The organism is Streptomyces sp. NRRL S-495 (assembly GCF_000966955.1).
GTDB classification, from domain to species: Bacteria; Actinomycetota; Actinomycetes; order Streptomycetales; family Streptomycetaceae; genus Kitasatospora; species Kitasatospora purpeofusca.
Genome location: NZ_JZWY01000183.1, coordinates 1 through 13,885, shown reverse-complemented (window position 1 = coordinate 13,885; position 13,885 = coordinate 1). Strand labels below are relative to the sequence as shown.

The following is a 13,885-nucleotide window of genomic DNA, read 5'->3' as shown; positions in this document are numbered from 1 at the left end:
CCGCACACACCAGCAATCACCTCTCGGAAGGACCCGGAGAGACATGCCTCCCAAGAAGAAGAAGGTCACGGGGCTTATCAAGCTCCAGATCAACGCCGGCGCGGCGAACCCGGCCCCGCCGGTCGGCCCCGCGCTGGGTCAGCACGGCGTCAACATCATGGAGTTCTGCAAGGCCTACAACGCTGCGACCGAGTCGCAGCGCGGCATGATCGTGCCGGTGGAGATCACGGTCTACGAGGACCGTTCCTTCACCTTCATCACGAAGACGCCGCCGGCCGCGCGCCTCATCCTGAAGGCCGCCGGTGTCGAGAAGGGCTCGAGCGAGCCGCACAAGACCAAGGTTGCGAAGCTCACCGCCGCCCAGGTCCGTGAGATCGCCACGACCAAGATGCCCGACCTGAACGCCAACGACCTGGACGCCGCGTCCAAGATCATCGCCGGCACCGCCCGGTCGATGGGTATCACGGTCGAGGGCTGATCACCCTTCTCGTCCCCGTGGTAGGGCCCGCGCAGGCCCGTGACACCACAACTCCATTCACCATTCAGGAGCAGCTATGAAGCGCAGCAAGGCCCTGAAGGCCGCGGACGCCCAGGTCGACCGCGAGCGCCTTTACGCCCCCCTCGAGGCCATCCGCCTCGCCAAGGCGACCAGCACCAGCAAGTTCGACGGCACCGTCGAGGTCGCCATGCGTCTGGGTGTCGACCCGCGCAAGGCCGACCAGATGGTCCGCAGCACCGTGATCCTCCCGCACGGCACCGGTAAGACCGCTCGGGTCCTGGTCTTCGCGACCGGCGAGCGTGCCGAGGCCGCGCGTGCTGCGGGCGCCGACATCGTCGGTGCCGACGAGCTCATCGACGAGGTCGCGAAGGGCAAGCTGGACTTCGACGCCGTCGTCGCCACCCCGGACCTCATGGGCAAGGTCGGCCGCCTCGGCCGCGTGCTCGGTCCCCGTGGTCTGATGCCGAACCCGAAGACCGGCACTGTCACCCCGGATGTCGCCAAGGCTGTCAACGACATCAAGGGCGGCAAGATCGAGTTCCGCGTCGACAAGCACTCGAACCTGCACTTCATCATCGGGAAGGCCTCCTTCACCGACGAGCAGCTGGTCGAGAACTACGCCGCCGCGCTGGACGAGGTGCTCCGCGCCAAGCCGTCCGCCGCCAAGGGCCGCTACATCAAGAAGACCGCGTTCTCGACCACCATCGGCCCCGGCATCCTGGTGGACCCGAACCGCACCCGTAACCTCCTCGTCGAGGAGGACCCGGCCGCGGTCTGATCGCAGCCGACCTTCGTACGGCGGGCCCGTACCCCCTTCACCGGGGGTGCGGGCCCGCCGTCGTTCCCCGATCGATACCCCCTGCCGGGGGAACGGGCGCACGGTCCGTCGTACGCTCGGCCGGTCCGCCCGCGCGTTCCCGGCCGAGGGAGCCCGCCGCCGTCCGACCGCCGGAGTGTGCCGTGCCCGCCCTTCGCCCCGCCGCCAAGGGAGCGGCCCTGCTGCTGCTCGCCGCCGGCCTCACCGCCTGCAGTGTGCTGGCCGTCTCCGGCGACCGCACCCCGATCAGCGACCGGCCCACCGTCCGGCCGCCCCGGCAGGTGCTGCTCTCCGCCTCGCAACGGCTGGACGACGCCGGCGGGGCGCGGATCCAGGCGGTGGAGGAGGGCCCGGCGGGGCGGCGGAGCGCGAGCGGCACGGTGTCCTGGGGCGCCCACGACTCGGCCGAGCTGACCGTGACCGACGAGCTGGGCACCGGGCGGCTGCGGGGCCGGGACGGCGCCCTGGACCTCGGCTACACCGGTACGGCGCCCCGGACCGCGGACCGGGACCGGGCGGAGTCGCTGGACCCGCGCGCCGTCCCCGGCGGACAGACCGGCTGGTCCGGCGGCTGGATCACCGGCCTGCTCGCCAACCCGGGCGGGTCGGCGCGCCTGATGGCGCTGGCCGGCAAGCTCACCCCGCTGGGCGGCGAGGAGCTGAACGGCGGCACGGTCGCGCACTACCGGGGCGCCGCGCCGGTGGCGGACTACTTCGGCGCCGAGGAGGGGCTGAGCCCGGCCCGGCTGAACGAGAAGCTCGACTACTACGAGCGGCGCGGCGTCGCCGCCGTCGAGTACGACTTCTGGGTGGCGCCGGGGGACCGGCTGCTGCGGGTGCGGTCCACGGTCAGGGGAGCCTCCGGCGCCGTGGTGACCACCACGGACATCGCCGAGGGCGCCGAGCCGGCCGAGGGCGCCGCCACCGACGCGCCCACCGACGCGCCCGCCGCGGCGCCGACCCCCGCGGGCTGAACCGGCCGGCCCGGGACGGGCGGTGCGGCCGAGTGGCGGGGGGTGCCACGGAGCCGCGCGGGACCGGGTGGCAAGGTGGGCTGGAGCGGACGGGCCGGCCTGGGTGGCCGTCCGCCGAGGACGGATCCGACGGGGAGGCCTGGATGGCGGTGCGGCAGCGGCTGGCGGCGGTGGTCGCCGCCGCGGTGCTGGCGGGCGGCCTGAGCGGGTGCGGCGGGGCGGACGGCCCGGCCCCGGGCGGCTCGCCGAGCGCGTCCGGCGCCCCGACGCCGACGCCCAGCAGCGCCTCCCCGACCTGGCCGGCCAAGCCGACCGACCGCTCGCCGCACGGCGTGCTGCTCTCGGCCCAGCTGGCCATGCAGACCGCGCGCCGGGCCAAGGTGAGCTACCGGCTGGGCTCGGACGCCGGCTCCGGCCCGCTGTTCTGGCAGCCGAAGACCGCGCTCCAGGTCAAACGTTCCACCCCGGCGCCGGCCGAGCAGCTGATCGTCGTGGACACCGTCGCCTACGAGGGCGGGGACGCGGCCACCGCGGCCCGGCTGGGCGGGCGGCACTGGGAGCGGTTCGCCGGGGCGCCGGGCCCGGACGGGCACCGGGAGATCCCGTACGCCGGGCTGATCGACCTGCTCAACCCGGTGGTGGCACTGGCCGCCGCGACCGCCGACGGCACCACCGCCCAGTACGTCGGCGAGGAGAAGTTCGAGGACTCCACGGTGGAGCACTACCGGGTGAGTACCGACGCGGCCCGCTACGCGGCGGCGCAGACCCAGCTGAGCCCGGCCCGCCGGGAGGGGCTGCGGACCGCGCTGGCGCCCGGCGGCTCGGCCTCGCTCACCCTGGACCTCTGGCTGAACGACAAGGACCAGCTGGTCCGGCTGCAGCGGACCGGGTCGGGCGACAGCGGCCGGCTGGACGACTCGGTGCTCTACACCGAGGCCGGCGGCCCGCTCTCGGCGCAGGCCCCGGCCGAGTCGGACACCGTGGACACCGGCACCCGCAGCACCCCGCCGACGGCCCGCTGAGCCCGTCCCGCGCCCGTTCCGCGCCCGTCCCGCCGCCGTCGTCGGGGGCGATTTGCCCCGGACGGCGGCGTCCGGCTACTGTGGCGGAAGCCAAAGACCGCTGGTTGTCGCGCTGCCCCCGTCAGGGAGTGCGTGACCGAAGGATCCGCGCCTCGTGCGCGGGCAGCCCGCGCAGGATTGTTTGGAGCTTTGACCTCCGGGTCGCGTGCCTCGCACGTGGACCCGTCGAGTTCACCACGAGCCCCGTGCGCCTGCGCACCGGGGCTCATCTGCATTTTCCGCAGAGGTTCTCCTCCGTCCAGCGGTTCCGAGGCGCGAATGGTCGACTCTCGCGGTCGGCCTGATTTCGACATCACGGAAGGAGGCGTAAGCCTATGGCTAGGCCCGACAAGGCTGCTGCCGTCGCCGAGATCACGGAGCTTTTCCGTGGCTCGAACGCTGCGGTGCTGACCGAGTACCGCGGTCTGACGGTGAAGCAGGTCAAGACCCTGCGTCGCTCGCTGGGCGAGAACGCCCAGTACGCCGTGGTGAAGAACACGCTGACCAAGATCGCGGCCAACGAGGTCGGGATCACGGAGCTGGACGACCTGTTCGCCGGTCCGACGGCTGTCGCCTTCGTCACCGGTGACCCGGTGGAGTCGGCGAAGGCTCTGCGTGACTTCGCCAAGGAGAACCCTGCTCTCGTCATCAAGGGCGGTGTCCTTGACGGCAAGGCGCTGTCCGCCGACGAGATCAAGAAGCTCGCGGACCTCGAGTCCCGCGAGGTGCTGCTCGCCAAGCTGGCGGGTGCCATGAAGGGCAAGCAGTCGCAGGCTGCCGCGCTCTTCCAGGCCCTGCCCTCGAAGCTCGTCCGCACGGTCGAGGCCCTTCGGGAAAAGGTCGAGCAGGGCGGTGCCGGTACGCCGGCTCCCGCCGCCGAGGAGACCGCGGCCGAGTAATCGGCCGAGGCCCTGCCTCGCTGCGGGCCCGTACGCCCGCCAACCCGTACATCCGGCACCACCTGCCGATTTAGTGGAAGGACGCCAATCATGGCGAAGCTGACCCAGGACGAGCTGCTCGCGCAGTTCGAGGACCTGACCCTCATCGAGCTGGCCGCCTTCGTGAAGGCCTTCGAGGAGAAGTTCGACGTCACCGCCGCCGCTCCGGTCGCCGTTGCCGGCATCGCCGGCCCGGGCGCCGTGGCCGAGGCCGTTGAGGAGCAGGACGAGTTCGACGTCATCCTCGACGGTGCGGGCGACAAGAAGATCCAGGTCATCAAGGAGGTGCGCACCCTGACCTCCCTCGGCCTGAAGGAGGCCAAGGACCTCGTTGACACCGCTGGTGCCAAGGTCCTGGAGAAGGTTGCCAAGGACGTTGCCGAGAAGGCCAAGGCCGCTCTCGAGGGCGCCGGCGCCAAGGTCACCGTCAAGTGACTCGCCGCCCCCTCTGAGGGGGCAGTGGGCCGGGCCGATCACCCTTGCGGGTGGTCGGCCCGGCTTTTTGCGTTTCCGGCGCCGTTCGGCCGGCGCCACGCCGGTGCGCCCGGTCGGCTTCGGGTCGCTGTCCGGCCGCCGCCCAGGTGGCCGCCGGGCCCGGGACGGCCGGTCGGCGGCCGCTTCCCGGGCGCTTCCCGGCCGCTCCTCGGCCGGCCCCCGGTCGGTCCGTGGCCGGACACACCGGTGTGGCCGATCGGGCACTCGGCACTGTCGGTGCGGACGGGTATGGTGATCGCTGTCATCGGCTACGGCCCCGACCACGGCTTCTGTAACGCCGGGGTGGCCCGGAGCGATGAAAGGGACGAGGCCCGCACCGGAGGCGGGCCCTTGACGAACCCGGCGGGCGCGCGCGATTCTCGTGGCGCGAGTCCGCCCCGGTTGGTCGACCGCCGGATGCATAACCGGCGGCTCCGGAGGGAAGTGACTCCACGTGAGTCGTGGGCCCGGACGAGTCCGGGCCGCTGCAGTACCCGGAGGGCGTTCGCGCCCGACGGCTACCGGGAGGAGTCTCCGATTCGGTCTCCGAATCAGAGCTGGACAGCAGTGTCGCCTTTGGCTACACTGTCCCTTTGCGCTGCCTGTTAGCTGCTCCGTGACTCGTCGCCCGGAGTTTGCGTTGCCCTGAAGGGGTCTGGCACCGCCTCCGTAAAGCGGCTCTGACCTGAGGTTTCGACCTCGGCGGAGGCCGGTGGCGCGGAGGTGGGACCGAGCCACTGAAGGCCCGGCCGGTACGCGCGTAGTGAGCTCCGAGCCCTCGGAAGGACCCCCCTCTTGGCCGCGCCGCGCAACGCCTCGAACAATTCCGCCGCATCCACCGCCCCGCTCCGCGTCTCGTTCGCGAAGATCAAGGAGCCCCTCGAGGTCCCTAACCTCCTGGCCCTGCAGACCGAGAGCTTTGACTGGCTGCTCGGTAACGCGGCCTGGAAGACCCGGGTCGAGCGGGCGCTGGACAACGGTCAGGACGTCCCCACGAAGTCCGGTCTGGAGGAGATCTTCGAGGAGATCTCGCCGATCGAGGACTTCAGCGGGTCGATGTCGCTGACCTTCCGCGACCACCGTTTCGAGCCGCCGAAGAACTCCATTGACGAGTGCAAGGACCGCGACTTCACGTTCGCGGCCCCGCTCTTCGTCACGGCCGAGTTCACCAACAACGAGACCGGTGAGATCAAGTCTCAGACGGTCTTCATGGGCGATTTCCCGCTCATGACCCACAAGGGCACGTTCGTGATCAACGGCACCGAGCGTGTCGTCGTGTCGCAGCTCGTCCGCTCGCCGGGCGTGTACTTCGACTCCACCCTGGACAAGGTGTCCGACAAGGACATCTACTCCTGCAAGGTCATCCCCTCGCGCGGGGCCTGGCTGGAGATGGAGATCGACAAGCGCGACATGGTCGGCGTTCGCATCGACCGCAAGCGCAAGCAGTCGGTCACCGTGCTGCTCAAGGCCCTCGGCTGGACCAACGAGATGATTCTCGAGGAGTTCGGCGAGTACGAGTCGATGCGCGCCACCCTGGAGAAGGACCACACCCAGGGCCAGGACGACGCGCTGCTCGACATCTACCGCAAGCTGCGTCCCGGGGAGCCGCCGACGCGCGAGGCCGCGCAGACGCTGCTGGAGAACCTGTACTTCAACCCGAAGCGCTACGACCTCGCCAAGGTCGGCCGCTACAAGGTGAACCGCAAGCTCGGCAACGCCGAGTCGCTGGACTCCGGTGTGCTCACCGAGCCCGACATCATCAACGCGATCAAGTACCTGGTCAAGCTGCACGCCGGCGAGGTCGACTGGCGTGACGAGACCGGCCGCGACATCGTGGTCGAGGTCGACGACATCGACCACTTCGGCAACCGCCGCCTGCGCAACGTGGGCGAGCTCATCCAGAACCAGGTCCGTACGGGTCTCGCCCGTATGGAGCGGGTCGTGCGCGAGCGCATGACCACCCAGGACGTCGAGGCGATCACGCCGCAGACCCTGATCAACATCCGGCCGGTCGTCGCCTCCATCAAGGAGTTCTTCGGCACCAGCCAGCTGTCGCAGTTCATGGACCAGACGAACCCGCTGTCGGGCCTGACCCACAAGCGTCGTCTGTCCGCGCTCGGCCCCGGTGGTCTGTCCCGTGAGCGGGCCGGCTTCGAGGTCCGTGACGTGCACCCCTCGCACTACGGCCGCATGTGTCCGATCGAGACCCCCGAAGGCCCGAACATCGGTCTGATCGGCTCGCTCGCCTCCTACGGCCGGGTCAACGCGTTCGGCTTCATCGAGACCCCGTACCGCAAGGTCATCGAGGGTGTCGTCACCGAGCAGGTCGACTACCTCACCGCCGACGAGGAGGACCGCTTCGTCATCGCGCAGGCCAACGCCCCGCTGACGGCGGAGCTGACCTTCGCGGAGCCGCGTGTCCTGGTCCGCCGCCGCGGCGGCGAGATCGACTACATCCCCGGCACCGAGATCGACTACATGGACGTCTCGCCGCGCCAGATGGTGTCGGTCGCGACCGCCATGATCCCGTTCCTCGAGCACGACGACGCCAACCGCGCGCTCATGGGCTCGAACATGATGCGCCAGGCGGTGCCGCTGCTGAAGAGCGAGGCTCCGCTGGTCGGTACCGGCATGGAGTACCGCTGCGCCGTCGACGCCGCGGACGTCATCACCGCCGAGAAGGCCGGTGTCGTCCAGGAGGTCTCGGCCGACTACGTCACCGTGGCGAACGACGACGGCACGTACACCACGTACCGCGCCGCCAAGTTCACCCGCTCCAACCAGGGCACCGCCTTCAACCAGAAGGTGCTCGTGGACGAGGGCGCCCGGGTCGAGTCCGGCCAGGTGCTCGCCGACGGTCCTTGCACCGACGAGGGCGAGATGGCCCTCGGCAAGAACCTGCTGGTGGCGTTCATGTCCTGGGAGGGTCACAACTACGAGGACGCGATCATCCTGTCGCAGCGCCTCGTGCAGGACGACGTCCTCTCCTCGATCCACATCGAGGAGCACGAGGTCGACGCCCGTGACACCAAGCTGGGCCCCGAGGAGATCACCCGGGACATCCCGAACGTCTCCGAGGAGGTCCTCGCCGACCTCGACGAGCGCGGCATCATCCGCATCGGCGCCGACGTCGTCACCGGCGACATCCTGGTCGGCAAGGTCACGCCCAAGGGCGAGACCGAGCTGACCCCGGAGGAGCGCCTGCTCCGCGCGATCTTCGGCGAGAAGGCCCGTGAGGTCCGCGACACCTCGCTGAAGGTGCCGCACGGTGAGTCCGGCAAGGTCATCGGCGTCCGCGTCTTCGACCGCGAAGAGGGCGACGAGCTGCCCCCGGGCGTCAACCAGCTGGTCCGCGTCTACGTGGCCCAGAAGCGCAAGATCACCAACGGTGACAAGCTCGCCGGCCGTCACGGCAACAAGGGCGTCATCTCGAAGATCCTGCCGGTCGAGGACATGCCGTTCCTGGAGGACGGCACCCCGGTCGACATCATCCTCAACCCGCTGGGTGTCCCGTCCCGAATGAACCCGGGACAGGTCCTGGAGATCCACCTCGGGTGGCTCGCCAAGCAGGGCTGGGACGTCTCCGGCCTCGCCGACGAGTGGGCCCAGCGCCTCCAGGCGATCGGCGCCGACCAGGTCGACGGTGGCACCAACCTCGCCACCCCGGTCTTCGACGGCGCCCGCGAGGACGAGATCACCGGCCTGCTGGACCACACCACCCTCACCCGTGACGGTGAGCGCCTGGTGAACTCCACCGGTAAGGCCCGGCTGTTCGACGGCCGCTCCGGCGAGCCGTTCCCGATGCCGGTCTCGGTCGGCTACATGTACATCCTCAAGCTGCACCACCTGGTCGACGACAAGCTGCACGCCCGTTCGACCGGCCCGTACTCGATGATCACCCAGCAGCCGCTCGGTGGTAAGGCGCAGTTCGGTGGTCAGCGCTTCGGTGAGATGGAGGTGTGGGCCCTTGAGGCGTACGGCGCGGCCTACGCGCTGCAGGAGCTCCTCACCATCAAGTCCGACGACGTCCTCGGCCGTGTGAAGGTCTACGAGGCCATCGTCAAGGGCGAGAACATCCCCGAGCCCGGCATTCCCGAGTCCTTCAAGGTGCTCATCAAGGAAATGCAGTCGCTCTGCCTCAACGTGGAGGTGCTGTCCTCGGACGGCCAGTCCATCGAGATGCGGGACTCCGACGAGGACGTGTTCCGCGCCGCCGAGGAGCTCGGCATCGACCTGTCCCGGCGCGAGCCGAGCAGCGTCGAAGAGGTCTGACGGAGGCCGGGCCGGCTGCTCACCGAGCAGCCGGCCCGCCCCCAGGCCCCCCTCAGACCACATGAACGACTCTCGACTTACGAAAGAGGGCTTGACGACCAGTGCTTGACGTCAACTTCTTCGACGAGCTCCGCATCGGCCTGGCCACCGCCGACGACATCCGCCAGTGGTCGCACGGCGAGGTCAAGAAGCCGGAGACCATCAACTACCGCACCCTGAAGCCCGAAAAGGACGGACTCTTCTGCGAGAAGATCTTCGGTCCGACCCGGGACTGGGAGTGCTACTGCGGCAAGTACAAGCGCGTCCGCTTCAAGGGCATCATCTGTGAGCGCTGCGGCGTCGAGGTGACCCGCGCCAAGGTGCGCCGTGAGCGGATGGGCCACATCGAGCTGGCCGCCCCGGTCACCCACATCTGGTACTTCAAGGGTGTGCCGTCCCGCCTCGGCTACCTGCTGGACCTGGCGCCGAAGGACCTCGAGAAGGTCATCTACTTCGCCGCCTACATGATCACCTGGGTGGACGACGAGCGCCGTCAGCGCGACCTGCCGTCCCTGGAGGCGCACGTCTCGGTCGAGCGTCAGCAGATCGAGAACCGTCGTGACTCCGACCTGGAGACGCGGGCCAAGAAGGCCGAGACCGACCTCGCCGAGCTGGAGGCCGAGGGCGCCAAGGCCGATGTGCGCCGCAAGGTGCGCGAGGGCGCCGAGCGCGAGATGAAGCAGCTGCGCGACCGCGCGCAGCGCGAGCTCGACCGCCTCGACGAGGTGTGGGCCCGCTTCAAGAACCTCAAGGTCCAGGACCTCGAGGGCGACGAGCTGCTCTACCGCGAGCTGCGCGACCGCTTCGGCACCTACTTCTCCGGCTCGATGGGCGCGGCGGCCCTCAAGGACCGCCTCGAGACCTTCGACCTGGCGGAGGAGTCCGAGCGCCTGCGCGAGATCATCCGCACCGGCAAGGGCCAGAAGAAGACCCGTGCGCTCAAGCGCCTCAAGGTCGTCTCCGCGTTCCTGCAGACCACCAACAAGCCCAACGGCATGGTGCTGGACTGCGTCCCGGTCATCCCGCCGGACCTGCGTCCGATGGTGCAGCTGGACGGTGGCCGCTTCGCGACCTCCGACCTGAACGACCTGTACCGCCGTGTCATCAACCGCAACAACCGCCTGAAGCGGCTTCTCGACCTCGGCGCGCCCGAGATCATCGTGAACAACGAGAAGCGCATGCTCCAGGAGGCCGTCGACGCGCTGTTCGACAACGGCCGTCGTGGCCGTCCGGTCACCGGTCCGGGCAACCGCCCGCTGAAGTCCCTCAGCGACATGCTGAAGGGCAAGCAGGGTCGTTTCCGTCAGAACCTGCTCGGCAAGCGAGTCGACTACTCGGCCCGTTCGGTCATCGTCGTCGGCCCGCAGCTCAAGCTGCACCAGTGCGGTCTGCCCAAGGCCATGGCGCTGGAGCTCTTCAAGCCGTTCGTGATGAAGCGCCTGGTGGACCTGAACCACGCGCAGAACATCAAGTCGGCCAAGCGCATGGTCGAGCGCGCCCGCCCGGTCGTGTGGGACGTCCTCGAAGAGGTCATCGCCGAGCACCCGGTCCTGCTGAACCGTGCGCCCACCCTGCACCGCCTCGGCATCCAGGCCTTCGAGCCGCAGCTGGTCGAGGGCAAGGCCATCCAGATCCACCCGCTCGTCTGTACCGCGTTCAACGCGGACTTCGACGGTGACCAGATGGCCGTCCACCTGCCGCTCTCCGCGGAGGCGCAGGCCGAGGCCCGCATCCTGATGCTGTCCTCGAACAACATCCTGAAGCCGGCCGACGGTCGCCCCGTCACCATGCCGACCCAGGACATGGTGCTCGGTCTGTTCTTCCTGACCTCGGACCGCGACAACGTGAAGGGCGCCGGCCGCACCTTCTCGTCGACCGCCGAGGCGATCATGGCCTTCGACGCCCGCGAGCTGGGTGTCCAGGCTCCGATCGAGCTGCGCCTGCCGATCGGCACCGTGCCGCCGCGCGGCTGGACCCCGCCGCTGGACGAGGACGGTCAGTCGTCCTGGTTCGAGGGCGAGTCCTTCCGCCTGAAGACGACCCTGGGCCGCGCGCTCTTCAACGAGCTGCTGCCCGAGGACTACCCGTTCGTCGACTACGAGGTGGGCAAGAAGCAGCTCTCCGCGATCGTCAACGACCTGGCGGAGCGCTACCCCAAGGTCACCGTCGCGGCGACCCTGGACAACCTGAAGGCGGCCGGCTTCCACTGGTCGACCCGTTCGGGTGTCACCGTCTCGATCTCCGACGTCGTCGTCCCGCCGAACAAGGGCCAGATCCTTGAGGGCTACGAGGCGCAGGCCGAGAAGATCCAGAAGCAGTACGAGCGCGGTCTGATCACCAACGACGAGCGCAAGCAGGAGCTCATCGGCATCTGGACCCGGGCGACCAACGAGGTCGCCGAGGCCATGAACGAGAACTTCCCGAAGACGAACCCCATCTTCATGATGGTCGACTCGGGTGCTCGTGGAAACATGATGCAGATGCGTCAGATCGCCGGTATGCGTGGTCTGGTGTCCAACGCGAAGAACGAGACCATCGCGCGACCCATCAAGGCGTCGTTCCGTGAGGGCCTCTCCGTGCTGGAGTACTTCATCTCCACCCACGGTGCCCGTAAGGGTCTCGCGGACACCGCCCTCCGTACCGCCGACTCCGGCTACCTCACCCGTCGTCTGGTCGACGTCTCCCAGGACGTCATCATTCGCGAGGAGGACTGCGGCACCGAGCGCGGCCTCAAGCTGGCGATCGGCACGGTCGAGAACGGCGTCCTGCGCAAGACGGACGACGTCGAGACCAGCGTCTACGCCCGCATGCTCGCCGAGGACATCACGGTGGACGGCAAGCTCCTTGCCACCGCCAACACCGACCTCGGTGACGTGCTGATCGACGAGCTGATCCGCCACGGCATCAGCGAGGTCAAGACCCGCTCGATCCTGACCTGTGAGTCGGCCGTCGGCACCTGTGCCTTCTGCTACGGCCGCTCGCTGGCCACCGGCAAGCTGGTCGACATCGGTGAGGCGGTCGGCATCATCGCCGCCCAGTCCATCGGTGAGCCCGGTACCCAGCTGACCATGCGTACCTTCCACACCGGTGGTGTGGCCGGTGACGACATCACGCAGGGTCTGCCCCGTGTCGTCGAGCTCTTCGAGGCCCGTACCCCCAAGGGTGTGGCCCCGATCTCGGAGGCCCAGGGCCGGGTCCGCATCGAGGACACCGAGAAGACCCGCAAGCTGGTCGTCACGCCGGACGACGGCACCGACGAGATCGCCTACCCGGTCTCGAAGCGTGTGAAGCTGCTCGTCAGCGAGGGCGAGGCGGTCGAGGTCGGCCAGAAGCTGACCATGGGTGCCACCAACCCGCACGACGTGCTGCGGATCATGGGCCAGCGTGCGGTCCAGATCCACCTGGTCGCCGAGGTCCAGAAGGTCTACAACTCGCAGGGTGTGTCGATCCACGACAAGCACATCGAGATCATCATCCGGCAGATGCTCCGCCGCGTGACGATCATCGAGTCGGGCGACGCCGAGCTGCTCCCGGGCGAGCTCGTCGAGCGCGGCCGCTTCGAGACCGAGAACCGTCGTGTGGTCTCCGAGGGCGGTCACCCCGCCTCCGGCCGTCCGCAGCTGATGGGTATCACCAAGGCCTCGCTGGCCACCGAGTCCTGGCTGTCGGCCGCCTCCTTCCAGGAGACGACCCGGGTCCTCACCGACGCGGCGATCCACGCCAAGTCGGACCCGCTGCTGGGCCTCAAGGAGAACGTCATCCTCGGTAAGCTCATCCCGGCCGGTACGGGTCTGCCCCGCTACCGCAACATCCGGGTCGAGCCGACCGAGGAGGCCAAGGCCGCGATGTACTCGGCCGTCGGCTACGACGACTACGACCTGTCGCCCTTCGGCGCCGGCTCCGGCCAGGCGGTCCCGCTGGACGACTACGACTACGGCCCGTACACCGGCTGAGTCGAAGGTCCCTGATCGCAGGGCGGTCACCCCGAACGGGGTGGCCGCCCTGCGGCGTTCCCGGACTCCGTCGTGCGGGGAGGGCGGGAGACCGCTCCGGCGGGGGAGGCGCCGCGGGGGCCTGGCGCGTCAGGCTCTGAACCGTCGGAACGAGGACGGGTGGAGGACGCGGGCATGGACGTGCGACGGGTGCTGGGGGCGGCGGCGATCACCGGGGCGGTGGCGTTGGGCTCGGTCGGCTGCTTCTGGGACCGGGAGGAGGGCAACGAGCGGCTGACGGTCTCCTACGGGGTGGCCGGGCCGGTGGACGAGCTGGTGGTGGACGGGGGGACCGGCGGCATCGAGGTCCGGGCCGGGGACACGGTGCGGGTGGTCGAGAAGCAGAACTTCCGCGGCGACCCGCCGGTGACCAGGCACTCGCTGGTGGACGGCACGCTCCGGCTGGCGTACGACTGCTCGGACTGCGGGGTCGGCTACGAGGTGACCGTCCCGGCCGGCACGGCGGTGCGGCTGAACAGCGGGACCGGCGGGATCCGGCTGCGTGGTCTGGCCGGGGAGGTGCAGGCCACGGCCGGTGTCGGCGGGGTCGAGGCGAGCGGTCTGACCTCGGCGCGGGTGCGGGTGACCGCGGACACCGGCGGGGTCGAGCTCTCCTTCGCCGCGAGCCCGACCTCGGTGGAGGCGGTCTCGGTGCCCGGCGGGGAGCCGTACGCGGTGGACGCCGGGGCCGAGGTCGGCGGGGTCGAGGTGACGGTGCCCCGGCAGGACGGCGCGTCCCGCCGCATCACGGCGCGGGCCGGGACCGGGGGCGTGGCGGTCACCGGTGGCTGAGCCGGGGGCCGGGGCGGGGGCGGGGAC

The 13,885-nt window shown here is 69.8% G+C and carries 9 protein-coding genes; all 9 read left to right on the top strand.

Annotated features, from left to right (window positions below; all coding sequences use genetic code 11):
- Nucleotides 1–43: 43 nt before the first annotated feature.
- The 9 genes from rplK to VR45_RS11530 all read left to right on the top strand — a co-directional run bounded on the left by rplK (nucleotide 44) and on the right by VR45_RS11530 (nucleotide 13,858).
- Entirely contained in the window at nucleotides 44–478 is a 435-nt protein-coding gene (gene rplK / locus VR45_RS11570) for a 50S ribosomal protein L11 (protein WP_030393250.1), read from the top strand.
- 76 nt (nucleotides 479–554) lie between these two features.
- Complete coding sequence (gene rplA / locus VR45_RS11565; protein WP_045939618.1) at nucleotides 555–1,277, top strand: 50S ribosomal protein L1; 723 nt, start codon at nucleotides 555–557, stop codon at nucleotides 1,275–1,277.
- A 182-nt stretch (nucleotides 1,278–1,459) separates the two neighbouring features.
- Nucleotides 1,460–2,290 carry a hypothetical protein gene (locus VR45_RS11560; RefSeq protein ID WP_045939617.1) on the top strand — a complete coding sequence of 277 codons (831 nt, stop codon included), beginning with the start codon at nucleotides 1,460–1,462 and terminating at the stop codon, nucleotides 2,288–2,290.
- Between the two features lie 143 nt (nucleotides 2,291–2,433).
- Nucleotides 2,434–3,312, top strand: coding sequence for a hypothetical protein (locus tag VR45_RS11555; protein WP_045939616.1), 879 nt, complete (start codon nucleotides 2,434–2,436; stop codon nucleotides 3,310–3,312).
- A 374-nt stretch (nucleotides 3,313–3,686) separates the two neighbouring features.
- Nucleotides 3,687–4,250 carry a 50S ribosomal protein L10 gene (gene rplJ, locus VR45_RS11550; protein ID WP_030393254.1) on the top strand — a complete coding sequence of 188 codons (564 nt, stop codon included), beginning with the start codon at nucleotides 3,687–3,689 and terminating at the stop codon, nucleotides 4,248–4,250.
- Nucleotides 4,251–4,340: 90 nt separating this feature from the next.
- Nucleotides 4,341–4,724: a 50S ribosomal protein L7/L12 gene (gene rplL / locus VR45_RS11545; RefSeq protein ID WP_045939615.1), complete on the top strand. Its 384-nt coding sequence runs from the start codon at nucleotides 4,341–4,343 to the stop codon at nucleotides 4,722–4,724.
- An 834-nt stretch (nucleotides 4,725–5,558) separates the two neighbouring features.
- Nucleotides 5,559–9,035, top strand: coding sequence for a DNA-directed RNA polymerase subunit beta (gene rpoB / locus VR45_RS11540; RefSeq protein WP_045939614.1), 3,477 nt, complete (start codon nucleotides 5,559–5,561; stop codon nucleotides 9,033–9,035).
- Between the two features lie 101 nt (nucleotides 9,036–9,136).
- A complete protein-coding gene (locus VR45_RS11535) occupies nucleotides 9,137–13,027 on the top strand; it encodes a DNA-directed RNA polymerase subunit beta' (RefSeq protein ID WP_030393257.1) in 3,891 nt (1,296 codons plus the stop codon).
- Between the two features lie 174 nt (nucleotides 13,028–13,201).
- On the top strand, nucleotides 13,202–13,858 hold the full coding sequence (locus tag VR45_RS11530) for a hypothetical protein (protein ID WP_045939631.1): 657 nt from the start codon (nucleotides 13,202–13,204) through the stop codon (nucleotides 13,856–13,858).
- Nucleotides 13,859–13,885 lie beyond the last annotated feature (27 nt).